Here is a 22,233-nt window from a genome sequence, read left to right as displayed (position 1 = left end):
CCAGGACGCGGGTCATGGGCGGGCCGCCGTGGGCAGGGACACGATCATGGTCAGGCCGCCTCCGGGGGTGTGGTCGGGTGTGAGGGTGCCGCCCATCGCCTCGGTCAACCCGCGGGCCAGGGCGAGCCCGAGCCCCACGCCGGTGTGGTTGTCGCGGTCGCCGAGGCGCTGGAACGGCAGGAAGACGTCGTCCCATCGGTCTCCCGGGATGCCGGGCCCCTGGTCGGCGACGCGGAACTCGACAGTGTCGCCCAGGGCGCTGGCGGAGATCATCGGCGGCCGGTCGGGCGGGCTGTGCCGCAGGGCGTTCGCGGCGAGGTTGACCAGGACGCGTTCGAGCAGGCCGGGATCGGCGCGCAGGGCGGGCAGGTCCTCGGGAACTTGCACCCGCACGGTACGCCCGGCCGGCCCGAGGTCGTCGAGCACACGCGGCACGATCTCCTCGGCCCCGATGTCGGCCGCCGCCACGCCCAGGGCCCCGGCCTGCAGGCGGCTCATGTCGAGCAGGTTCGTGACGAGCCGGATGAGCCGGTCCAGCGACTCGTCGGCGGTCGCGAGCAGGTCCGCCCGGTCCCGGTCGCCGAAGTCCACGTCGGGGCTGCGGAGGCTGGCGATCGCCGCCTTCGCGGACGCGAGGGGCGTACGCAGATCATGGCTGACCGCCGCGAGCAGCGCGGTGCGCAACCGGTCCGCCTCGGCCAGGGGTTTCGCGGTGGCCGCCTCGGCGGTCAGCCGTTCCTGGCGCAGCGCGACCGCCGCCTGGGCCGCGAACGCCTCGACGATGCGCCGGTCGCTGGCCGCCAGGGGACGGCCGCAGAGCAGCATGGCGAGATCGTCGTCCACCTTGACCTCGACATCCGAGTCGCCGGGGCTGGTGCACGGCTTCTCCCCCACGCTGGCCACGACGACGCCCTGGTCCAGCAGCGTGACCGAGCGCAGCGAGAAGGTCTCGGCCAGCCGTTCCATCAGCGCGATCAGCGGCCGGTCGCCGCGCAGCACGCTGCCCGCGACGGTGGCCAGGGTCTGCGCGTCCGCTCCGGCCTGGGCGGCCTGCCGGGTCTTGCGGGCGGCGGTGTCGACGACCCAGCTGACCGCGAGGGCCACCACGATGAAGACGGCCAGCGCGAGCAGGTTGTCGCCCTCGGCGATGGTGAACCGCCGCACCGGCGGGGTGAAGAAGTAGTTGAGCAGCAGCGATCCGGCGACCGCGGCGAGCAGGGCCGGCCCGAGACCGCCGATCAGGGCGACGCCGACGACGGCCGCGAGGAAGAGCAGGATGTCGTTGATCAGCGAGAGGCCCGGCCCGATGCTCAGCAGCGTCGTGAGGACGGGCAGCCCGGCGAGCACGGCGACGAAGCCCGCGATGCGCCGGCCCCGGGACAGCGCGGCGGGAAGGCGGCCGCGACGCCCGGCCCCGGCCCGCTCGTGCGGCACGAGGTGCACGTCGATGGTTCCCGACAGCGCCGTGGTGGTCGCGCCCACGCCGGCCGAGAACATCTGCGCGAGCCGCCCGCGGCTGGAGGCGCCGAGCACGATCTGCGTGGCGTTGACCGCGCGGGCGAAGTCGAGCAGCGCCTGCGGGATGTCGGGCCCGGCCACCTGGTGGTACGAGCCGCCGAGGCTCTCGACCAGGACCCGCTGCCGGGCCAGGGTCGCCGGGTCGGCGCCGTGCAGCCCGTCGTTGCGCGCCACGTGCACGGCCAGCAGGTCGGCGCCCTTGGTGCGGGCGGCGATCCGGGTGGCCCGGCGGATCAGCGTCTCGCCCTCCGGGCCACCGGTCAGCGCGACCAGAACCCGTTCCCGGGTCTCCCACGTCTTGTCGATGCGGTGGTCGGCGCGGTACTTGCCGAGCTGGTCCTCGACCTTGTCCGCCAGCCACAGCAGGGCCAGCTCGCGCAGGGCGGTGAGGTTGCCCGTCCGGAAATAGTTGCCGAGCGCCGCGTCGATCTTCTCCGGGCGGTAGATGTTGCCGTGCGCCATCCGCCGGCGCAGCGCCTCGGGCGTCATGTCGACCAGCTCGACCTGCTCCGCCGCGCGCACGACGGCATCCGGTACGGTCTCCCGCTGCTCGACGCCCGTGATCCGGGCGACCACGTCGTTGAGCGACTCCAGGTGCTGGACGTTGACCGTGGTCAGCACGTCGATCCCGGCGTCGAGCAGCTCCCGCACGTCCTCCCAGCGCTTGCCGTGGCGGGCGCCGGGCACGTTGGTGTGCGCCAGCTCGTCCACCACGGCGAGCTCGGGCCGGCGGGCCAGGATCGCGTCGAGGTCCATCTCGGTGAAGCCCGCGCCGCGGTACGGCATCTCCGTGCGCGGGATCACCTCGAGCTCGCCGATCATGTTCTGCGTGTGTTCGCGGCCGTGGGTCTCCACGAAGCCGATGACCACGTCGGTGCCGCGCTCGGCCCGCCGGTGCGCTTCCTCCAGCATCGTGTACGTCTTCCCGACGCCCGGCGCGGCGCCGAGATAGATGCGGAGCTCCCCGCGCACCATAGCCGTCACCTGCCTTCGTCGAGGGCCAGGTTGAGCTCGAGCACGTTGACCGCCGGCTCGCCGAGGAAGCCGAGGGCGCGGCCGTCGGTGTGCTTCCGCACCATTGTCCGTACGGCGTCCTGGGTCAAGCCCCGCTCGCGAGCGATGCGTGGCACCTGCAACTGCGCGTAGGCCGGGCTGATGTGCGGATCGAGCCCGCTGGCACTGGCCGTGACCGCGTCGGCCGGGACCACCGAACGGGTCACGGAACCGCGGATCGGGGTGATCACCCCGCCGAGCGCCTGGTAGTCCTCGCCGATCGTCGCGGGCTCGACCGTCACACCCTCGTAGGTGGCGACGAACGGTGTGCCGGTCTGGTTGACCGAGACCACGCGGGTGATCGGGCCGGTGAAGCCGTCGCGGTGGAAGACGGCGAGGACCGCTCCGACGCCGTCGGTGGTGCAGTAGGGCCGGCTGCCGTCGACGCCTTCGAGTTTGCCCACCGCCACGCTGCGGGCGCAGACCTGGGTCAGCAGGCTCGGCGCGGCGTCGTCCGGATCCTCGGAGAGGGTGTCAACCACGCTTTCGGGACCGAGGTTGCTGGCCGAGGTGGCGGTGGGGTCGTAGCCGTCGCCGGCGGCGGACGGGCGCGACTGGAAATAGCGCGGGTCGGCGTTGCCGTCGGCGTCGGCGAACGACTGGCCGATCAACGAGCTGCCGACCGTTCTTCCCCCCACGCTGAGGAGCGAGCCGTCCGATTTATCCGACAAACCCGGAAGGCGGCCGGCGGCGACCAGGAGGAGGGGGTAGAGCAGGCCGGTGAGGACGGTCAGGACCAGCAGGGCGCGCAGGGCGGCGAGGTGCTGGGCGAGCCACGAGGGCAGACGCATGGTGATCAGATCCCGGGGATGAACTGGACGAGGAGGTCGATGAGCTTGATGCCGAGGAAGGGCGCGACGACGCCGCCGAGGCCGTAGACGAGCAGGTTGCGCCGTAGCAGGGCCGCGGCCGACGACGGCCGGTAGCGCACGCCGCGCAGGGCGAGCGGGATCAGCGCGACGATCACGAGGGCGTTGAAGACGACCGCGGACAGGATGGCCGAGCCCGGCGAGTGCAGGCGCATGACGTTGAGCGCGTCGAGGCCCGGATAGACCGCGGCGAACACGGCCGGGATGATCGCGAAGTACTTGGCGATGTCGTTGGTGATCGAGAAGGTCGTCAGCGCGCCGCGGGTGATGAGCAGCTGCTTGCCGATCTCCACGATCTCGATGAGCTTGGTCGGGTCGCTGTCGAGGTCGACCATGTTGCCGGCCTCCTTGGCGGCCGACGTGCCGGTGTTCATGGCCACGCCGACGTCGGCCTGGGCCAGCGCCGGCGCGTCGTTGGTGCCGTCGCCGGTCATCGCGACCAGCCGGCCGCCCTCCTGCTCCTTCTTGATCAGCGCCAGCTTGTCCTCGGGCGTCGCCTCGGCCAGGAAGTCGTCGACGCCGGCCTCGTCCGCGATCGCCTTGGCGGTCTGCGGGTTGTCGCCCGTGATCATGACCGTCCGGATGCCCATGCGCCGCATCTCGGCGAAGCGCTCGCGCATGCCGGACTTGACGACGTCCTTGAGGTGGATGACGCCGAGCACACCGTCGACGCTGGACGCGACGACCAGCGGCGTGCCGCCCGAGCTGCTGATCCGCTCGACGATGTCGGTCACCTCGACCGGGTTGGTCCGCGCCCACTTGAGCACGGCGGTCGCGGCGCCCTTGCGGATCTGCCGGCCGTCGAGGTCGACGCCGCTCATCCGGGTCTGCGCGGTGAACGGCACGAACGTCGCCCCGGCGATCAGCCCCGGCTCCCGCTCGCGCAGCCCGAACTGCTCCTTGGCCAGCACCACGATCGAGCGCCCCTCGGGCGTCTCGTCGGCCAGGCTGGCGAGCTGCGCGGCGTCCGCGAGGGTCGCGGCCGACACACCATTGACGGGTACGAACTCAGCCGCCTGCCGGTTCCCCAACGTGATCGTGCCGGTCTTGTCGAGCAGCAGCGTGTTGACGTCACCGGCCGCCTCGACCGCGCGCCCGCTCATCGCGAGCACGTTGCGTTGCACCAGGCGGTCCATGCCGGCGATGCCGATCGCGGACAGCAGGGCGCCGATCGTGGTCGGGATCAGGCAGACGATGAGCGAGACGAGCACGATGCCGGTGATGCCGTGGCTGTCGATCGCCGCGGTGTCCGGGGCCGCCGCCTGCCACGCCTTGGAGAAGATGGCGAGGGGCTGCAGCGTGACCACGGACAGCAGGAAGACCAGGGTGAGCGCGGCGAGCAGGATGTTGAGCGCGATCTCGTTCGGGGTCTTCTGCCGGTTGGCCCCCTCGACCAGCGCGATCATCCGGTCGACGAAGCTCTCGCCCGGCTTCTGGGTGATCGTGACGACGATCCGGTCCGAGAGCACCTTCGTGCCGCCCGTGACGGCCGAGCGGTCGCCGCCCGACTCGCGGATCACCGGGGCCGACTCGCCGGTGATGGCCGACTCGTCCACGCTGGCGATGCCCTCGACCACGTCGCCGTCGCCCGGGATGATCTCGCCGGCCTCCACGACGACCAGGTCGCCCTGCTTCAGCTCGGTCGCCGGGGTCGCCCGCTCGACGCCGTCGACCAGCCGCCGGGCGACGGTGTCCCGCTTCGACTGCCGCAGCGTGGCGGCCTGCGCCTTGCCCCGGCCCTCGGCGACGGCCTCGGCCAGGTTGGCGAAGACCACGGTGAGCCAGAGCCAGCCGGTGATGATCCAGGACAGGGTGCTCGGCCGGGCGATCGACAGCACGGTGGTGAAGAGCGCGCCGACCTCGACGATGAGCATGACGGGGTTGCGCCACAACGTGCGCGGGTCGAGCTTGGCCAGCGCCTCCGGCAACGCTTTCCAGAGCTGTGCGGGGTCTTGCACGGCGGGTTTGCGTACGGTGGCGGGCTTTTCCAGCAGAAGGGTTGATCCTTCAGACCGGTCAGGGGCGGTGGTGGGGCGGTTGGATGGGGTCATGACAAGCCTTCGGCGATGGGTCCGAGCGCGAGCGCGGGGAGGAAGGTGAGGGCGACGAGCACGACCGTCACGCCGACGACCATGCCGACGAAGAGGGGCTGGTGGGTGGGCAACGTGCCCTCCGACTCGGGGGTGACCTTCTGCCGGGCGAGGGCGCCGGCGAGGGCGAGCACGAGCACGATCGGCAGGAACCGGCCGAGCAGCATCGCCAGGCCCAGGGCGGTGTCCCACCACGGCGTGTTGACCGTGATGCCGCCGAACGCCGAGCCGTTGTTGTTGGCGGCGCTGGTGAAGGCGTACAGAACCTCGGAGAGGCCGTGCGGCCCGGAGTTGAGCGCCGTGCTGTTGTTGCCGGTGGCGAAGGCCGCAGCCGTGCCGGCGAGCACGAGCGCCGGGGTGATCAGGAAGTACGACGAGGCGAGCTTCATCTCGCGGGCGCCGATCTTCTTGCCCAGGTACTCCGGCGTGCGGCCGACCATCAGCCCGGCCACGAAGACCGTGATGATCGCCAGGATCAGCAGCCCGTAGAGGCCGGAGCCGGTGCCGCCGGGGGCCACCTCGCCCAGCATCATGTTGATCATCGGCATCATGCCGCCGAAGGACGTGTACGAGTCGTGGAACGAGTTGACCGAGCCGGTCGAGGTCAGCGTGGTGATCGCCGCGTAGACCGCCGAGCCCGGCACCCCGAAGCGGGTCTCCTTGCCCTCCATCGCCGAGCCCACGGCCTGCGGCACCGTGCCGGCGCCGTGCACCTCGAAGGCGACGGTCAGTGCGACACTCGCGAGCGCCAGGACCGCCATGACCGCGGCGATCGCGTACCCCTGCCGGTTCTGACCGGCCAGGCGGCCGAAGACCCGCGGCAGGCTGAACGGGATCAGCAGGATCAGGAACAGCTGGAACCAGTTGGTCCAGGTCGTCGGGTTCTCGAACGGGTGCGCCGCGTTGACGTTGGAGAAGCCGCCGCCGTTGGTGCCCAGCTCCTTGATCGCCTCCTGCGAGGCGACGGGGCCGCCGGTGATGTGCTGCGTGGCGCCGGTCAGCGTGGTGACGTCGGTGCCGCCGGAGAGGTTCTGCACCGCGCCGGCGGCCAGGAAGACCAGGGCGGCGACGATGCTCACCGGCAGCAGGATCCGCAGGGTGATCCGGGTCAGGTCGACCCAGAAGTTGCCGAGCTCCGGGCGCTTGCGGGCCACGAAACCGCGGATGAACGCGACAGCCACGGCGATGCCGACCGCGGCGGACACGAAGTTCTGCACGGCCAGCCCGGCCATCTGGACCAGGTGCCCGAGGGTCGACTCCCCGGCGTACGCCTGCCAGTTGGTGTTGGTCACGAAGCTGACCGCGGTGTTCCAGGCGATGTGGTCCGGCACGGCGGGCAGGCCGAGCGAGAGCCACAGCTTGTCCTGCACGCGCAGGAAGAGGTAGAGGAAGAGGATCGAGACCGCGGAGAAGGCCAGGACGCTGCGGGCGTAGACGCCCCAGCTCTGCCCGGCGGCCGGGTCGACGCCGACGAGGCGATAGAGGCCGCGCTCGGCGACGCTGTGCCGGGTGCCGGTGACGACGCGGTGCATGTAGTCGCCGAACGGGCGATAGGCCGCGACGACGGCGAGCACGAGGGTGACGACGAAGATCCAGCCGGCCATCAGAACTTCTCCGGGAAGAGCAGGGCGGCCACCATGAAGCCGCCGAGCAGCACGGCCACGACCAGACCGATGAGATTGACGGCGCTCACGAGCGTTCGACCGCCCGGACCAGCACGGTCAGCGCTGCGAACAGCGCCACCGTGAGAAGGACGAACACGACGTCGGCCACGAGGACTCCTTGAAGGGGGATTGCCTGCTTGGTGCTGTGCAAGCTCAGCGCGCCTCCGGCCCCGCGTCATCGGCGTTCACGCGATGACTACGCGGGCGGGCGGCTTCTTGACGCGGTCTTAACGCCCGGGGTGGCGGCCGTCACGGATGGCAGGATGGCCGCCGGGCCACCCCGGAGAAGAATCCCGAGCTGCTGTTGCTGACCGCGATCCACGACCGGGTTAGGGGAAATTCGGTGTGACGCTGTACTCGCCGGGCCGCGGCGACGATGATCGGCGGATGGGGGTTCGGAGCGCCGTCTGGATCGGGGCGGGCTACGCGGCGCAGGGGCTGGGCTACGCGTCCGTGGTCACCGCGCTGCCGCTCTTCAAGTCGCGGCAGGACATCGGCGACGGCTACGTGTCGGTCATCCTGCTGCTGGTGTGCTTCGGCGCGGCCGGCGGCTCGATCCTGGCCGACCAGGTCGCGGCCCGCTGGGGCAGCCGTTACGCACTGAGCGGCGGCCTGCTCACCATCGCCTCGGCCCTGGCGCTCACGACGTTCCACACCCCCAAGCCGGTGTTCACGCTGATCTTCGTCGGCTACAGCATCGGCCTCGGCGCGGTCGACGCGAGCCTCAGCATGCAGGGCGTACTCGTCCAGGCCCGCCTCGGCCGCAGCGTGATGAGCCGGCTCTTCGCCGCGTACACCGCCGCCGCCATCCTCGCCGCCCTGCTCATGTCCGCCTTCGCCGCCACCAGCGCCGGCGCCGCCGTGGCCGTCGGTGCCGCGGCCGTGGTCGCGGCCACCGTGGCCCTGGCCGGCTTCGGCGCCTTCGAACCGGCCCGCACCGTCGTCCTCCACCAGGGCAAACGCACCCGCACCCCGGGCAGCCGCCGCGTCGTCCTCGTCTGCGGCGCCTTCATCGGCACGGCCTTCCTCGCCGACTCGGCCGTCAGCACGTGGAGCTCGGTCTACCTGCACGACTCGCTGTCCGCCTCAGCGGCGGTCACCCCGCTCGGCTACGCCGCCTACCAGGCCACCGTGCTGATCTCCCGCCTCGCCGGCGACCACCTGGTCCCCCGCCTGGGTCGCGCGGTGTCGGCCGCCGGCTGCCTGCTGGCGTGCGCGCTGGGCTGCGCCCTGGTGGTCGCCGTCCCCTCGGTCGGCGCGGCGGTCACCGGCTTCGCCCTCGCCGGCCTCGGCGTCGGCATCCTGGTCCCCCTGACCTTCACCGCCGCCGGCGAAGCCACCCCCGGCCGCAGCGACGAGGTCATCGCCCGCGTCAACCTCTTCAACTACGCGGGCGCGCTGCTGGGCGCCGTGCTGCTGGGGGCGCTGTCGGAGCCGGTCGGGCTGCGGCTGGCCTTCCTCGTGCCCACGGTGGGGCTGGTGCTGACCCTCTTCGCCGTCCGCGCCCTGGCCGGCCTCCGCGCCCCCGAGCCCGTCACCCGCTGACCGGCTCCGGCCCGGCCGGCGGGCGGGGGTCGCGGTCGGCGGCGGTTTGGAGGCCGGTGGCGATCGTGCCGGCGACCACGGTGGAGAGGCAGGCGAAGAAGGCGGCGTTGGCCACGGCCGTGTCGTCGTTCTTCTGGCTGTAGATCGCGAAGAGGACGCCCATCGCGGCCCAGCCCAGCAAGGCGAGCACCACGCCGGGCAGGACGCGCCGGGAGGTCCGGGGGTCTCGCACGCGTGAGGCCAGGAAGATGCCCGCGCCGAGGATGGCGCTCGACTCGGCTACGTACCAGAGGTCGGCGCGGGCGGAGTCCCACCGCCAGACGGCCGCGCCCGCGAGGACGGCGTAGACCAGGCCGGCCGCCACTCCTCGGGGCACCCGGCGGGGTGTGATCACCTCGGCGAGGCAGAGGACCACGGCGATGAGCAGGATGAGCATGGCGGCCAGGAACGGCGCGTGTACGCCGATCACGTCGAACTGGCTCAGCAGGACGCCGGTGAACGAGGCCGCCACCGGGACGGCCAGGATCCGCCACGGCCGGTCCGACGGGCGCACGCGGGGCGGGGGCGCCGGGCGGTGGGGTGCGGGATTCGGCACCCACCCGGCCCTACGCGGCGGCGTGCCGTAGGAGTGAGGCGGAGGCGTGTAAGTAGGCGGCGGGTCGTAGGCGGGCGGCGGACTGTACGTCGGCGGTGGGCTGTACATCGGCGGTGGGCTGTACGTCGGCGGCGGGCTGGGCGACGGCGGCGGAGGGGCGGGCGGGGCGCCGGGCGTGCCGAGGCGCCAGGACACCGCCACCAGGATGATGATCACCGGCCAGGACAGCCAGGCCCAGCGCTGGGCGCCGCCGGGCAGGCTGTCGCTGGCCACGTTGACCGCGAAGGGCAGCAGGACCAGCGGGACCGTGCTGACCACCGCCCCGGCCAGCGACCGGCCCCGGCCTTCCCCGGGCGGCCGGGACGGATCGATCGGCATGACCGTCATTGCACCGTACGACGGCGACCGCCGTCCATCCCGTTACAGCGACGTGGTCAGGCCCCCGTCGATGATGATGTCCTCCCCGGTCACGTTGCCGGCGCGGCCGCTCGCCAGCAGCAGTACCAGGTCCGCCACCTCCTCGGGCCGGGTGAAGCGGCCGGTGGCGGTGCCGCCGACGGCCTTCTCGGCGACTGCGGACGGGTCCAGGCCGCCGGCCGCGCCGACCGTCTCCGCGACACCGCCGGCGCCGAGCCAGAGATCGGTCGCGACGGGTCCGGGACTGACGGTGTTGACGCGTACGCCCCGGGGGCCGACCTCCTTCGACAGCGCCTTGCCGAAGTTGACCAGGGCCGCCTTGGCCGCGCTGTAATCGATGACCAGCGGGTCGGGCAGCGAGGCGTTGACCGAGCCGACGGTGACCACGGCGCCACCCCGTTCGAGCAGGTACGGCAACGCGGCGCGCGTCGTGCGTACGGGAGAAAGGAAGTTGATCGTCAGGGCCTCCTGCCACTGGTCGTCGGTGACCGTCAGGAAGCCGCCGGTGCGCGGGTGCACGCCGCCGACGTTGTTGACGAGGATGTCCAGCCGCCCGCCCAGCAATGCGACGGCCGCCTCGACGAGTGCGGCCGGGCCGTCGGGCGTACTGAGATCGGCGGCGACGAAATCCACGGCGGCGTCGGGCTTGGTGCGGGCGCCGGCCACCACGTGGACGCCCTCGGCCGCCAGCGCCTCGGCGACGGCCAGCCCGATGCCGCGGCTGGCCCCGGTGACCAGGGCGGTGCGCCCCTCCAGTCCGAGGTTCATGCGAAGACCACCGAGCGCTTCACAGGCCCTGCTCCTTCAGCCACGCCAGCACAGCCTCGGCCACCTCGCGCCAGCCGGAGTCGATGGTCAGGGAGTGGGCCTTGTCCGGGAACTCGGCGAAGTCGGTGACCGCCTGGGAGTGGCGGTACTGCTTGAGGGTGGCGCGCACGACCGCCTCGGGCACGGTGTGGTCCTTGCCGCCCGCGACGAGCAGCAGCGGGCCGCGGGACTCGTTGGCGGTGGCGACCTTGGCCGGCGAGTGCGGGTCGAAATTCGCGGCCGCCGCCTCGAAGAGCGGCTTGCCGGGCGCGGGGATGGACCATTGGTCGTACAGGGATCGGGCCTCGGTCTCGGGGATCGCGTTGCCGAAGGCGTAGCGGAACTGCTCGGGGGTCAGCGCGACGGCCCGGTGCCGGTTGGCCGGGTTGCCCAGCACCGGGAAGCTGGAGCGCAGCGCCGACAGCGGCAGCGGCAGCACGCCCTTGATCTGGGCGGCGTCGATGGCCACGGCGGCGGCGCCGAGGTCGAGGCCGAGGAGCTTCTGCGCGATCATGCCGCCGAAGGAGTGTCCGACGAGGATCGGGCGGGCCGGCAGGTCGCCGATGATCCGGGCGTAGTGCTCGACGACGTCGTCGATGCCGTGCCCGGTCAGCGCGTCCGGGTTCGCGCGGGTCTCCTCGACGGTGGCGCCGTCACCGGGCCAGCCCGGGGCGACGGGCTCGTAGCCGCGCTCGGTGAAGAGGTCGATCCAGGGCTGCCACGACGACGCGTGCAGCCACAGTCCATGAATGAAGACAACGGGGACAGACATGGCGCAGACGCTACGAACGGCCAGTGGACAAAGTGTGGAGATGCCCTACGGTCGTCACGTGGAGGATCTCCTGCCCGGGCCGAAGATCTACTTCTCGCTGTTCGGGGGCGTGCGGGCCTGGCGCACCCAGCAGCCCCTCGACCTCGGCCCACCGCAGCGCCGGGCCCTGCTCGGCCTGCTGCTGGCCGCGGACGGCCGCGGCGTCGGCGCCGGCGACCTGATCGACGCGATGTGGGGCGACCGGCCCGGTGCCAGCGCGATGAATTCCTTGCACCGGCACGTCGGCGAGCTGCGCCGCACGTTCGAGCCGGAGCTGCCGGCCCGGGCGCCGGGGCGCTGGCTGGTGCGGTCGGGCACCGGCTACCGGATCCTGGTCGACGCCGTCTCGTGCGACCTGCGCCGGTTCCGGCTGCTCAACCAGCAGGCGGCGGGGGCCGATCCGGCGACGGCGACCGACCTGCGGCTGCAGGCGCTCGCGCTGGCCCCCGGCCCGCCCGGCCTGGGGCTGCCCCTGCGCGAGACCGCGGTCTTTCAGCTCATCGAGCGCGAACGGGTGGAGACCGCGCTGGCGGCGGCCGCCCCGGCCGTGCGCCCCGGCGAGGTCGTCCCGCACCTGCTCCTGCTGGCGGACCGGCACCCCCTCGACGAGCCGCTGCACGCCGCGCTCATCGACTGCCTGAGCGCCACCGGCCGACGGGCGGAGGCCCTGGAGGTCTACGCCGGCATCGCGCGGCGGCTCCGCGACGAGCTGGGCATCACCCCCGATCGGTTGCTCGGCGACGCCCGGCGCCGGGTTGTGGAGCGGACCGCGCCGGCCCCCGTACGGGCTCCCGCGCCCGCCACGCCCCGGGATCTGCCGCCGGCGCCTCCCCTGCCGGCCGGCCGCGAGCGGGAGCTGGCCGCCGCGGACGCCACCCTCAGCCGCCCGGCCACGGCGGGTCACCGCATCTGCGCCGTCACCGGGCTCGCCGGCATCGGCAAGACGGCCTTCGCCCTGCAATGGGCGCACCGCGTCGCCGGGCAGTTCCCCGACGGCCAGCTCTATGTGAGCCTGGCCGGCGCCGAGCCGGCGGACGTGCTGCGCGGCTTCCTGCGAGCGCTCGGCGCCCCGATGCCGGCGGGTGGCGGCGAGGCGGAGCTGGCGGCGGCTTTCCACCGGACGGTACGCGGCCGCAAGCTGCTCTTCGTCCTCGACGACGCCCGGGGCAGCCGGGAGGTCCGCGCCCTGCTCCCCGCCGAGCCCGAGTGCCTCGTGGTCGCCATCAGCCGTTTCTGCCTGACCGGCCTGATCGCCCACGAGGGCGCCCAGCCCGTTCCCCTCGAGGCGCCCGTCCGCCCGGTGCCCGCCGGGCCGTGACGGACGTAGGCACCCGGTGCCGACGCGACCGGCACCTGGCGGGCGGCACGGTGAGGTGGTGTACGGAATTCTCATCCTCGCCGACGCCACGCTCGCCGTCCTGGCGCTGATCGCCGCGCCGCTCGCCGGCATCCGCACGGCCCGCCGCTGGCTCTATGTTCTCGCCGCCCTCGTGACGGCCCGGCTCGCCGTGGCGGGACTGCTTCTCGGCGGCAGTGTGCTGCTGGCGGAGTCGCGGCTCGTCGTGCAGCTTCCCCTGGCGGTGCTGCCGGTGGCGTGGGCGCTGATCCGGCCCGGGCGGACCGCGAGTCACGTCGCGGCGGGTGGCGTACTCCTGTCGGTGTGGTGGTTGCTCGCGCCCTTCGGCCCGCAGGACACGGTGCTCGTCGTCGCCGGGTCGGTGGTGGCGCTGGCGGCCGTCGCCGCGGCGTCCGTGGGCGTGGGCCGGTGGCGCACCTCGGGCTCGCGCGCGTCCGGCCTCCCGTGGCTCGCCGCCTTCGCCGTGCTGATCCCGGCCGTCACGCTGGCCGGCGCCGAGCGGGCGAACGCCGCCGCGGAGGGCCACCGGCACAGCGGACAGTTGAGCGTCGACCAGCTGACAGGCCCACGACAAGGCACCCCCGGCGTACGCCTGACGCTGACGGCCGCCCACGGCCAGGTGCGGCTGGCCTCGGGGCGCGTCGTGGACGGGCTGACCCTGAACGGCTCCTCCCCCGGCCCCGAGATCCGCGCCGCGCGGGGTCAGCTGGTCGAGGTCACGCTGGTCAACACCGACGTGACCGAGGGCGTGACCCTGCACTGGCACGGCGTCGACGTGCCCAACGCCGAGGACGGGGTGCCCGGCGTGACGCAGGACGCCGTGGCCCCGGGGCAACGGCACGTCTACCGGTTCGTGCCCGGCCGCGAGGGGACGTTCTGGTACCACACGCATCGGGACGGGGCCGTGAACGTCCAGAGGGGTCTCTTCGGGGCCCTGGTCATCGGTCCGGCCGGCGGGACCACGGTCTTCACCCACGCGTGGCCCGGCGACATCGCCGCCTTCGGCCGGTCGGACGGGCCGGAGCGCCGGGCCGCGACCGGTGAGCAACTCGTCCGGCTGATCAACAGCTCCGAGGACCCCCAGGTGGTACGCGTCGGCGGCGCACCCTTCCGCGTCACCGCCCTCGACGGCAACGCCATTCCCGGCGCCACGCCGCTCGCTGCCGGCACCGCGCTGCCCCTCGCCGCGGGCGGCCGCTACGACATCACGTTCACGGTGCCGGACGGCCCGGTGACCCTGGCGCTGGACGGCAGCCCGGACGTCGCCCTGGCGTTCAGCCCCGGCGGCACGGCGGATCCGGTCGCGCCGGGCGACGGGGAACGGTTCGACCCGATCGCGTACGGGTCCGGGCCGGCGCCGGCCGGCGGCGGTTATCAGCGCACCTTCGACCTGCGGCTGGACGACGGCTTCGGCTTCAGCCAGGGCCGCTTCTCCTATGTCACCAGCCTCATCAACGGCCGCCTCTACCCCGCCGTCCCCACCCTCGAGGTGACCCGCGGCGACCGGGTCAAGGTGCGCATCGCCAACCGCGGCATGATCGACCACCCGTTCCACCTGCACGGCCACCGCGTCCGGGTCCTGTCCCGCGACGGCGACCCGGTGACCGGCAGCCCGTGGTGGACCGACACCCTGAACATCGGCTCGGGCCAGACCTACGAACTGGAGTTCCGCGCCGACAACCCGGGCATCTGGATGGACCACTGCCACAACTTCCGCCACGGCGCGAACGGCATGATCCTCCACCTCGCCTACGTCGGCGTGACGACGCCCTACTCCTCGGACCACGCCCCCGAGTGACCCCGCCGGTCGGCGCGGTTTCGATCAGGGCGCCGGCGGGCGAGTGATGCCGGCGGCGAGCAGCTGCCAGAGCGTGTCGCGCTGACCGGCGTCGAGGCCGGGGAACAGCCGGCCCAGGCCGTCGGCCGACAGCTGGTCCGCCTTGCGCAGGGCCTCGCGTCCGGCCGGCGTGGCCTCGACCCGGCTGCGGCGGCGGTCGGCCGGGTCGCGGCGCCGCGCCACCAGGCCGGCCGCTTCGAGGCGGTCGACCGCGATGACGGCGATGCCCGGGGCCTTGCCGAGCAGGCGGGCGAGTTCGTGCTGGGTGTCGGGGGCGTCCGCGGTGAGGATGGCGAGCACCGCGTAGTCGCGGCCGCTGAGTCCGCTCGGGGCCAGCCAGTCGTCGGCGGCGGCTTCGAGGGCGCTGCCGACGTGCGCGAGCAGGAGCGCGGGCCGGGCGGCAACCCCCTCGGCCATGGTCGGACCGTCAGCGTCGGCATCGTTCATGCGTTGCACGATATCCCGGCTCGGGCATACGTTAGCAACAGAATGATTCAACAGCTGAACGTTTTGAGGAGAGGCTTGCCATGTCTGCTCTGGTGCTGGCCGAGGAGTGGGCGTCGGACGAGGCGCTGCAGACGCATCTGAGCTCGCCCGGGTTCGCCGCGTTCGTGGAGGTCATCCGCCCGGCCGTCGCCGAACTCCCCACGATCACACGCTTCGGTGACGCGACCGGGCGCCCGCTGCTGTCCCCGAGCGACTCGTGACCGACACCGTCAGTCGTCGAGCCGGGCGAGCTCGTGCCGCCACGCGATCTCGGTGTTGAGACCGGCGCCCAGGTCCGGCAGCTCGGCCAGGTCCTCCGCCGGCAGGTCGCGCGGCACCCCGCCGGCCGACGCCACCGCCAGCGTCAGGCGGGCCAGCCGGTCGACCGACAGCGCCTGGAGCACCGCCTCGGGCACGCTGCGGGCGGCGCTGGTCAGGCCGTGGCCGCGGAGCAGCACCACCGGGCGGTCGCCCAGCACGGCGGCCATCTCCGCGGCCAGCGCCGGGGTGCGGATCAGGACGCTGCGCGGATAGACCGGGACGCCGCCGGCCGCCAGGCGCGCGCCCGGGATGTCGAGTGCGCCGACGATCGGGCGGATGGCGAGACCGGCGAGGTCGGCGGCGACCACGTCCTCCGGGTGGGCGTGGACGACGGCGGACACCTCCGGGCGTACGCGCAGAATGCCGGTGTGCAGCGGCAGCTCGTGCGGCACGCTCCAGCCGTCCAGTTCGCCGCGGGCCGCCGTCGAGCCGTCGAGGTGGACCAGCCGGACATCGGCGGCGGTGGTCCAGGCGAGGCCGCGCTCGTGCGGGCCCCGGCAGCGGATCAGCAGCCGCCAGGGGTCGACGCGCAGGCTGACGTGGCCGAGGAAGCCGGGCGCGAGCCCCCGGGCGGCCAGCACCCGGCACGCGGCGGCGACCAGCTCGCGCTCAGCGGCGAAGTCCTTCATGGTCGATGATTATGGCCGTCTCGGCGCTGTCGATCAGCGTGCCGGCCCGCCACCGCTCGTGCCCGGTCAGCGTCAGGGTGCGCTCGTCGAGCAGGACGCCGAAGCGGGCGCCGCCCGACTCGCGATAGACGAAGAGGCGGCCGGCGCGGGCCTCCACGAGCACCCCGGGCAGCTCGGCCAGGGCCCGGTAGACCACAGCGATCAGCCCGGCGGGCAGGGCGCCGCTCTCGAGGGCCGCCGTGCCGTTCTCCCACGGGTCCGAGCCGGCTTTCCGCAGCCGGGCCAGCATCGCGACCGGCTCGTGCGGCAGCGTGCCGAGGAAGCGTGCGGTGGGCGCCCGCCAGTCACCGGGTGCCGCGCACGGGTCCTCGCCGGGCGACGCGTAGTAGGAGCCGCAGCGGCCGTGCAGATCACTGACCAGCGTCGGCGCGGCCAGGTCATAGGAGCGCAGACGCCATTCCGTGTACGGGTCGGCGGGCACCCACTGCTCGGTGACGGTCCAGGTGCGTTCGGGCACCAGCCGGCCGTCCGGATATTCGACGACGTCGACGGTCATCAGCCGCGTCGTCCGGTGCTGGGGCCCGCCGGACTGCTCACGTTCCGCAGCCGTGGCCGCGGACCGCAGGACGACGGCCGCCCGGGCCTCGGGCGCCGCCGCGGGCGCGCCCCGGCGGGTGAGCGGCACGAGCACCGCCACCAGCACCCCCGCCACGGCCACCACGACGAGGGTGCGCACCGGGAGCCGCCCCGGCCCGGCCGGGTCCTCGACCCGGCCGAGCTCGATGGCCGGCTCCCGCTGCACGAGCCCTCAGGCGACGGGGAAGTCGAAGTACGTGTCCGGGTAGGGCTCGTTCGCCAGGGTGTAGTGCCACCACTCGCAGGCGTAGAACACGAACCCGGCGTCCTCCATGATCGACCGCAGGTGCTCGCGGTTCCTGGCCTCGACCTGCGGCACGCCCTCGGCCCCGTGGTGCGAGATCGGGTCCATGACGTCGTGGTCGCCGCCCATCGGCGTGAGCTCGCCGGTGGCCAGGTCGAAAAGCGTCAGGTCGACCGTGCTGCCGCGGCTGTGCCCTGACTTGGTGGCCACGTAGCCCTGCTCGAACATCTCGGGGCGCGTGATGTTCGGGTAGTGCCGCTCCTTCTTGCGGCCGTCCTCCGGCTCCTCCGCCCAGCGCATGAAGTGGTCCACAGCGCGTTGCGGGCGGTAGGCGTCCCAGAGCAGCAGGCCGAAGCCGAGGGCCTCGGCCTTGTCCCGCGCGACCGTGAGGGCCGCGCAGAACTCGCGCGTGGCGACGATCCGGTTCACCAGATAGCCGTCGACCGGCTTGCCGACGAAGCTGTCCCAGGTGGCGTACTTGGCGTCCCAGCGGACGCCGGGGACCAGCTCGTCGACGTAGGCGAAGCCGTCAGGGAGAGAGCCCTCGGGCAACGACGTCACTGCATCTTGCCCGTCAGCGCCAGCGACACCGTGCGGTCGATGACGTCGCCGAGCGAGAGGCCGGCGGCCGCCATCATGCGCGGGTAGCGGCTGTAGGAGGTGAGGCCGGGCAGCGTGTTGACCTCGTTGAGGACGACCTTGCCGTCGTCGGTGAGGAACGTGTCCACGCGCGCGAGGCCGCGGCAGCCCAGGGCCCGGTAGATGGTCTTGGCCGTCTCCCGGACGAGCTCGCGCTCCTCGGCGGTGATGTCGGCGGGGACGATGAAGGACGAGTTCTCGGAGCCCTGCTCCGGGGCGTCCTCCTGGTGGATCCGGAAGAAGCCGTGGGTGAGCGCGACCCGGTCCAGCTCGCCGACGAAGAGCTCGCCGTCGTTGCCCATGACCGAGCAGCCGATCTCGCGGGCGATCACGGCCTGCTCGATGAGCACCTTGGAGTCGAACTCGGCGGCGACGTCGAGCGCGGCCTGCAGCTCCTCCTGGCTGGTGACCTTGGTGACGCCGAAGGACGAGCCCGAGCGGGCCGGCTTGACGAAGACCGGGTAGGTCAGCTGCTCGTCGTCGAACTTGTCGGCCGGCGAGACGATCCAGAAGCCGGGCGTGGCGATGCCCGCGCTCTGCACGACGGAGTAGGCGAGGGCCTTGTCCATGCACACCGCGGAGCTCTGGACGTCGCAGCCCACGTACGGGATGCCGGAGAGCTCGAGCAGGCCCTGCATGGCGCCGTCCTCGCCGCCCTTGCCGTGCAGCACCGGCAGGACCACGTCGAGCTTGATCGTCTCGACGCCGTTCGCGCCGAGCACGAGCAGGCCGTGCACGCCACGGTCGGGGGACAGCACGGCCGTGCGCAGGGTGCCCTGCTCCCACTCGGCGCTCGGGCCGTCGCAGAGCTTCCAGGCGCCGTCGCGGGTGATGCCGATCCAGAACGGCTCGTACTTCTCGAGGTCGAGGTGCTTGGCGACTTCCGACGCGGACTTGATCGAGACCGGGTGCTCTTCCGAGATGCCGCCGAACAGGATTCCGATTTTCAGCTTAGCCACGCCGATTCTCGCTTTCGAAACTCAGACAGTTGATGATGGAGTTTTCCACGGTGTCGCTCAGGGCCCGGTCCGTGTAATAGGCCGTGTGCGGGCTGATCAGCACGTTCGGCATCTCCTGCAGCCGCAGGAGCAGCTTGTTCTCGACGGGCCGGTCCCGGCAGTCGGCGTAGAAGATACCCGCCTCGCCCTCGATCACATCGAGCGCCGCACCGCCCAGCTTGCCGTTGTCCAATGCCGAGACGAGGGCGGCGGTGTCGATCAGGGCGCCGCGCCCGGTGTTGACGATGAACGCGCCCTTCTTCGCCTGCCCGAGGTTGCGGCTGTTGAGCAGGTGATGGGTGCTCGCGTTCAGCGGCGTGTGCAGCGTGACGATGTCGCTCTGCTGCAGCAGGATGTCGAGCGGGATCTGCGAGGCGGCGGTCGCCGGGCTGCTGTCGCGGGCCAGGATCCGGCAGCCGAAGCCGTGCAGCCGGTCGATGACCGCGGTGCCGATGCGCCCGGTGCCGACGACGCCGACGGTCAGGTCGCGCAGCTCCTTGCCGCGCACCTCGTGCAGCCGGTAGTCGTGCTCGTCGGTGCGGTGGATCGTGGACTTGGCGTCCCGCAGGAGCATGAGCATCTGCATGATCGTGTAGTCGGCGACGCTGTCCGGCGAGTAGAAGACGTTGCCGACGGTGATGCCGACGCTCTGCGCGTACGTGATGTCGATGTGGTCGAAGCCGACGCTGCGGGTGGAGATGTACCGCACGCCGACCCGGCTGAGCGCGAGCAGCGTCGCGTTGGTGACCTTGGACTTGTGGCCCACGCTGACGCACCGGTTGCCGGCGGCCAGGCTCGCGTTGGCCTCGGAGACGTGCTCCGCGGTGATCGTGGTGACCACGCCGAGGTGCGGCGCCATCTCGCGGAAGAGCACGGCCTCGTCCGGCGCGCAGCTGAAGACGGTGATGCCTGTCTCGGGGCGGATCACCGGCGACAGCGACGAGGGCGACATGTGCGAGCGGGGCAAGGTGGCATCGGCCGGCACGGGCAGGCTGCCGCGCCGGGCCAGCCCGGTGTCGATCAGGACGTCGAGCAGGGCGGCATAGGGCAGGCCGGCGCTGTTCCACGCGGCCGCGTCGGGCGAGCCCGGCACCAGCACGGGGCGGGCGTCGACCTCGTGGAGCACGACCGAGGTGCGGCCCCCGGCGGTGTCGACGAGGAAGTTGATCCGGGCCAGCCCGGCGCACCCGAGGATGCGGAAGGCGCGGATGGCGATCTCGTCGAGGGCGGCGCAGAGCGCGGGGTCCAGCGGCACCACCGGGCCGTCGCCGGCGTCGCCGAGCGGGTGGACCGGGGGCGAGGCGACCAGCCGGCCGTCCGGGTGCTGGAGCACCGAGATGCTGATCTCCTGCCCGGGGACGGCCCGCTCGACCAGCACCTTCGCGTCGAAGCGGAACGCCTCGGCCACCGCCGCGTCCAGGGCGGCGGCGTCGTCGACCCGGGTGACTCCCTCGCCCGGGTTGCCGCAGCTCGGCTTGACCAGCAGCGGCAGCCCGAGCCGGGCCCGGTCGCTGTCGCCGACGGTCTCGCCGGGGCTGCGCAGCACGACCGCGTCGGCGACCTTGATGCCCTCGGCCCGCAGCACCGCGCGGGTGAAGGCCTTGTCCATGCCGATCACGCCGCCCGCGACGCCGCGGCCCACGTAGGGCACGGCGAGCAGGTCGAGCAGGCCGCGCACGGTGCTGTCCTCGTCGGGGGTGCCGTGCAGGACGGGCAGGACGACGTCGACGCCGGCGAGGGCCTTCATGGCCGAGGTCAGGGCGGCGGAGCGGGCGGCCGGCGCGTTGGGCTTGGTGCCCTGGCCCCGGGCGGCGACGCCCGCGGGCGCGGTGATCCGCTGGCCGGGGCTCTCGGTGGGCGCGGCGACCCGCCAGCGGCCGCCGGAGGAGATCCGCACCGGCACCGGATCGAAGCGCTCCCGGTTGAGGTGGGCGAGCACGGCGACCGCGGCGTCGTAGGAGACGTCGGGACCGGGGTGCTGACCGCCGTAGAGCACGCCGATGCGGAGCTTCGTCACTTGCGGTTCCTTCCGTGTCGGCGTGGCCCTCGCCCCGTCAGCGTCGGCCGGACTCCCGCTCACGATGCTGTGGCACCGGCGACCGATCGCCCCACGCCGGGGAACAGGACAGCTGCCGTGGTGCTGACCTCGCCGGCCACCGCGATCATGCGGCCGCCGGTCGCCCGGTGCGCGACGAAGCCGACATAGTAACGTCGGCCGTCCAGCGCACCCCCCGGTCCGGTCACCACGCTTCCTCTCGCACCTCGTCGATTCCTGGTCGCTCGACCGTATACAGAGCGCTCACTCTAGCTGTCGGGGCCTTGGGGAGTCGAGCTACCCCGAGAAGGGTGGCGGGTCGCGCGTTGTTCCTGGTAAGAGCCCTGGCGCCGCCGTATGCCGCCCGGCGCGGAACGACACCGATCAGTCACTGTGGGTGAGCCGGGTCGAGGGAGGCGGCCGTCCGGGGACGGTCGATACACTGCCTCGACCCGACCGGCACCGCGATCCTCGGAGTGGCTCCGCATGTCCCTCTACAGCACCCAGCGCCTGCATGCCCTGCGCATGATCGTCACCGGCGGTGGCACCGGCGGCCACACCTACCCCGCGCTGACCACGATCCACACCCTCCAGGCCCGGCTGGCCGAGACCGGCACCACGCCCGAGCTGCTGTGGGTCGGCGTCGCCACCGGCCTCGAGGCCACGATCGCCGAGCGCAACGGCATCCCGTTCAAGGCGGTCACCACCGGCAAGCTGCGGCGCTCGCTGAGCCCGCGCGACATCGGCCGCAACATCGCCGACGCCTTCCGCATCCCGCTGGGCATCCTGCAGGCCGCCTTCACCGTGGCCCGCACCAAGCCGGCCGTGGTCTTCAGCACCGGCGGCTTCGTCTCCGTGCCGATCGGCCTGGCCGCGGCCCTGTTCCGGGTGCCCTACCTGATGCACGAGCAGACGCTGAGCGTCGGCCTGGCCAACCGCATCCTGGCCCGGGTGGCCACCCGGGTCCTGCTCAGCCACGAGGCCTCGCTCGAGCACCTGCCGGCCCGCGCGCGCAGCCGGGCGGTCGTCACCGGCAATCCCGTACGCCCGGCCGTGCTCAACGGCGACCCGGCGAAGGGCCTGGCCGCCTACGGCCTCGACCCGTCGGTGCCGCTCGTGCTGGTCACCGGGGGTGCGCTCGGCGCCCAGCAGATCAACCGGATGCTGACCGGCGCGCTGCCCGGGCTGCTCGAGCGCTGCCAGATCGTGCACCAGTGCGGCAGCCACGGCCTCACCGAGATGCAGGAGGTCGCCCGGGGCCTGCCCGCCCACCTGGCGCACCGCTACCGCGTGGTCGACTTCATCCACGACGAGCTGCCCGACCTGCTCGCCGCGGCGGCCGTGGTCGTGGCCCGCGCCGGCGCCGGCACCGTGGCCGAGCTCACCGCCCTCGGCAAGGCGTCCGTGCTGATCCCCTATCCGGTGTCGGCCGGCGACGAGCAGCGCCACACCGCCCGCCACCTGGCCCAGACCGGCGCCGCCGTGATGCTGGACAAGGAGACGGCCACGCCGGAGCGGCTGCGGGCCGCCCTCGGTGAGCTGCTGGCCGACCCGCACCGCCGGGCCGCCATGTCGCAGGCCGCCACCGCCCAGGGCCGCCCCGACGCCGCCGGCCGCGTCGTCACCGAGATCCTGACGATCTCAGCCGGCCGGTGAAGCAGCGCAAGCCGGCCGGGAAAGGC

At 73.0% G+C, this 22,233-nt stretch carries 21 protein-coding genes and 1 pseudogene; 5 read left to right on the top strand and 17 right to left on the bottom strand.

Annotated elements, in window-relative coordinates; genetic code table 11:
* Positions 1 to 12 precede the first annotated feature (12 nt).
* From RAN62_RS40755 to RAN62_RS40730, 6 genes are read right to left on the bottom strand one after another with little or no spacing between them, the layout of a single operon-like run.
* Positions 13 to 2,493, bottom strand: a complete 2,481-nt coding sequence (locus RAN62_RS40755) for a DUF4118 domain-containing protein (protein WP_305790260.1) — start codon at positions 2,491 to 2,493, stop codon at positions 13 to 15.
* Between the two features lie 5 nt (positions 2,494 to 2,498).
* Positions 2,499 to 3,362 (bottom strand): potassium-transporting ATPase subunit C, encoded by an 864-nt coding sequence (locus RAN62_RS40750; RefSeq protein WP_305790259.1) that lies wholly within the window; start codon positions 3,360 to 3,362, stop codon positions 2,499 to 2,501.
* A 5-nt stretch (positions 3,363 to 3,367) separates the two neighbouring features.
* Positions 3,368 to 5,491: a potassium-transporting ATPase subunit KdpB gene (gene kdpB / locus RAN62_RS40745; protein WP_305790258.1), complete on the bottom strand. Its 2,124-nt coding sequence runs from the start codon at positions 5,489 to 5,491 to the stop codon at positions 3,368 to 3,370.
* Positions 5,488 to 7,134, bottom strand: a complete 1,647-nt coding sequence (gene kdpA / locus RAN62_RS40740; protein ID WP_305790257.1) for a potassium-transporting ATPase subunit KdpA — start codon at positions 7,132 to 7,134, stop codon at positions 5,488 to 5,490. Before kdpA ends, kdpB begins: the two co-directional genes overlap by 4 nt.
* A complete protein-coding gene (kdpF, locus tag RAN62_RS40735; RefSeq protein WP_305790256.1) occupies positions 7,134 to 7,223 on the bottom strand; it encodes a K(+)-transporting ATPase subunit F in 90 nt (29 codons plus the stop codon). Before kdpF ends, kdpA begins: the two co-directional genes overlap by 1 nt.
* Complete coding sequence (locus RAN62_RS40730; protein WP_305790255.1) at positions 7,220 to 7,345, bottom strand: hypothetical protein; 126 nt, start codon at positions 7,343 to 7,345, stop codon at positions 7,220 to 7,222. The genes kdpF and RAN62_RS40730 overlap by 4 nt, the downstream gene beginning before the upstream one ends.
* 236 nt (positions 7,346 to 7,581) lie before the next feature.
* Here RAN62_RS40730 and RAN62_RS40725 point away from each other — a divergent pair, with 236 nt between their 5' ends.
* The gene (locus tag RAN62_RS40725; protein ID WP_305790254.1) at positions 7,582 to 8,739 is read left to right on the top strand and encodes an MFS transporter; all 1,158 of its coding nucleotides are present in this window, start codon (positions 7,582 to 7,584) and stop codon (positions 8,737 to 8,739) included.
* Here the strand turns inward: RAN62_RS40725 and RAN62_RS40720 are convergent.
* Genes RAN62_RS40720 through RAN62_RS40710 form a run of 3 tightly spaced genes read right to left on the bottom strand, consistent with a single transcriptional unit; the run spans position 8,729 to position 11,330 of the window.
* The gene (locus RAN62_RS40720) at positions 8,729 to 9,712 is read right to left on the bottom strand and encodes a hypothetical protein (RefSeq protein WP_305790253.1); all 984 of its coding nucleotides are present in this window, start codon (positions 9,710 to 9,712) and stop codon (positions 8,729 to 8,731) included. The genes RAN62_RS40725 and RAN62_RS40720 overlap by 11 nt on opposite strands.
* A 42-nt stretch (positions 9,713 to 9,754) precedes the next feature.
* The gene (locus RAN62_RS40715; protein WP_305790252.1) at positions 9,755 to 10,519 is read right to left on the bottom strand and encodes an oxidoreductase; all 765 of its coding nucleotides are present in this window, start codon (positions 10,517 to 10,519) and stop codon (positions 9,755 to 9,757) included.
* Between the two features lie 19 nt (positions 10,520 to 10,538).
* Positions 10,539 to 11,330 carry an alpha/beta hydrolase gene (locus RAN62_RS40710; RefSeq protein WP_305790251.1) on the bottom strand — a complete coding sequence of 264 codons (792 nt, stop codon included), beginning with the start codon at positions 11,328 to 11,330 and terminating at the stop codon, positions 10,539 to 10,541.
* Between the two features lie 58 nt (positions 11,331 to 11,388).
* Here RAN62_RS40710 and RAN62_RS40705 point away from each other — a divergent pair, with 58 nt between their 5' ends.
* Together RAN62_RS40705 and RAN62_RS40700 are read left to right on the top strand one after the other, a co-directional pair.
* Positions 11,389 to 12,687, top strand: a complete 1,299-nt coding sequence (locus tag RAN62_RS40705) for an AfsR/SARP family transcriptional regulator (protein ID WP_305790250.1) — start codon at positions 11,389 to 11,391, stop codon at positions 12,685 to 12,687.
* A 58-nt stretch (positions 12,688 to 12,745) separates the two neighbouring features.
* Complete coding sequence (locus tag RAN62_RS40700; RefSeq protein WP_305790249.1) at positions 12,746 to 14,524, top strand: multicopper oxidase family protein; 1,779 nt, start codon at positions 12,746 to 12,748, stop codon at positions 14,522 to 14,524.
* A 24-nt stretch (positions 14,525 to 14,548) separates the two neighbouring features.
* Here the strand turns inward: RAN62_RS40700 and RAN62_RS40695 are convergent, their stop codons facing one another.
* On the bottom strand, positions 14,549 to 15,010 hold the full coding sequence (locus RAN62_RS40695; protein WP_305790248.1) for a MarR family winged helix-turn-helix transcriptional regulator: 462 nt from the start codon (positions 15,008 to 15,010) through the stop codon (positions 14,549 to 14,551).
* Positions 15,011 to 15,090: 80 nt separating this feature from the next.
* Here RAN62_RS40695 and RAN62_RS40690 point away from each other — a divergent pair, with 80 nt between their 5' ends.
* Positions 15,091 to 15,270, top strand: coding sequence for a putative quinol monooxygenase (locus RAN62_RS40690; RefSeq protein WP_305790247.1), 180 nt, complete (start codon positions 15,091 to 15,093; stop codon positions 15,268 to 15,270).
* A 9-nt stretch (positions 15,271 to 15,279) separates the two neighbouring features.
* Here the strand turns inward: RAN62_RS40690 and phtC are convergent, their stop codons facing one another.
* From phtC to RAN62_RS40655, 7 genes and pseudogenes are all read right to left on the bottom strand, one after another.
* A complete protein-coding gene (gene phtC / locus RAN62_RS40685) occupies positions 15,280 to 15,999 on the bottom strand; it encodes a 3,4-dihydroxyphthalate decarboxylase (protein WP_305790246.1) in 720 nt (239 codons plus the stop codon).
* Positions 15,980 to 16,801 (bottom strand): hypothetical protein, encoded by an 822-nt coding sequence (locus RAN62_RS40680; RefSeq protein WP_305790245.1) that lies wholly within the window; start codon positions 16,799 to 16,801, stop codon positions 15,980 to 15,982. The genes phtC and RAN62_RS40680 overlap by 20 nt, the downstream gene beginning before the upstream one ends.
* A gap of 6 nt (positions 16,802 to 16,807) precedes the next feature.
* Positions 16,808 to 17,431 carry a D-Ala-D-Ala dipeptidase VanX gene (gene vanX / locus RAN62_RS40675; protein ID WP_305790262.1) on the bottom strand — a complete coding sequence of 208 codons (624 nt, stop codon included), beginning with the start codon at positions 17,429 to 17,431 and terminating at the stop codon, positions 16,808 to 16,810.
* A 5-nt stretch (positions 17,432 to 17,436) separates the two neighbouring features.
* Positions 17,437 to 18,477, bottom strand: coding sequence for a D-alanine--(R)-lactate ligase (vanA, locus tag RAN62_RS40670; protein WP_305790244.1), 1,041 nt, complete (start codon positions 18,475 to 18,477; stop codon positions 17,437 to 17,439).
* Entirely contained in the window at positions 18,470 to 19,468 is a 999-nt protein-coding gene (locus tag RAN62_RS40665) for a D-isomer specific 2-hydroxyacid dehydrogenase family protein (RefSeq protein ID WP_438874609.1), read from the bottom strand. Before RAN62_RS40665 ends, vanA begins: the two co-directional genes overlap by 8 nt.
* 78 nt (positions 19,469 to 19,546) lie before the next feature.
* Positions 19,547 to 20,512, bottom strand: a pseudogene (locus RAN62_RS40660) (ATP-grasp domain-containing protein); the annotation flags it as partial.
* Positions 20,513 to 20,592: 80 nt separating this feature from the next.
* Positions 20,593 to 20,763, bottom strand: a complete 171-nt coding sequence (locus RAN62_RS40655; protein ID WP_305790243.1) for a hypothetical protein — start codon at positions 20,761 to 20,763, stop codon at positions 20,593 to 20,595.
* A gap of 274 nt (positions 20,764 to 21,037) precedes the next feature.
* On the opposite strand from RAN62_RS40655, the gene RAN62_RS40650 reads away from it, so the two are divergent.
* Positions 21,038 to 22,207, top strand: a complete 1,170-nt coding sequence (locus RAN62_RS40650; protein ID WP_305790242.1) for a UDP-N-acetylglucosamine--N-acetylmuramyl-(pentapeptide) pyrophosphoryl-undecaprenol N-acetylglucosamine transferase — start codon at positions 21,038 to 21,040, stop codon at positions 22,205 to 22,207.
* Positions 22,208 to 22,233 lie beyond the last annotated feature (26 nt).

It is taken from the genome of Symbioplanes lichenis, assembly GCF_030709675.1.
In the GTDB taxonomy this organism is placed as follows: domain Bacteria; phylum Actinomycetota; class Actinomycetes; order Mycobacteriales; family Micromonosporaceae; genus Actinoplanes; species Actinoplanes lichenis.
This window is presented reverse-complemented; position numbering and strand designations above follow the sequence as displayed.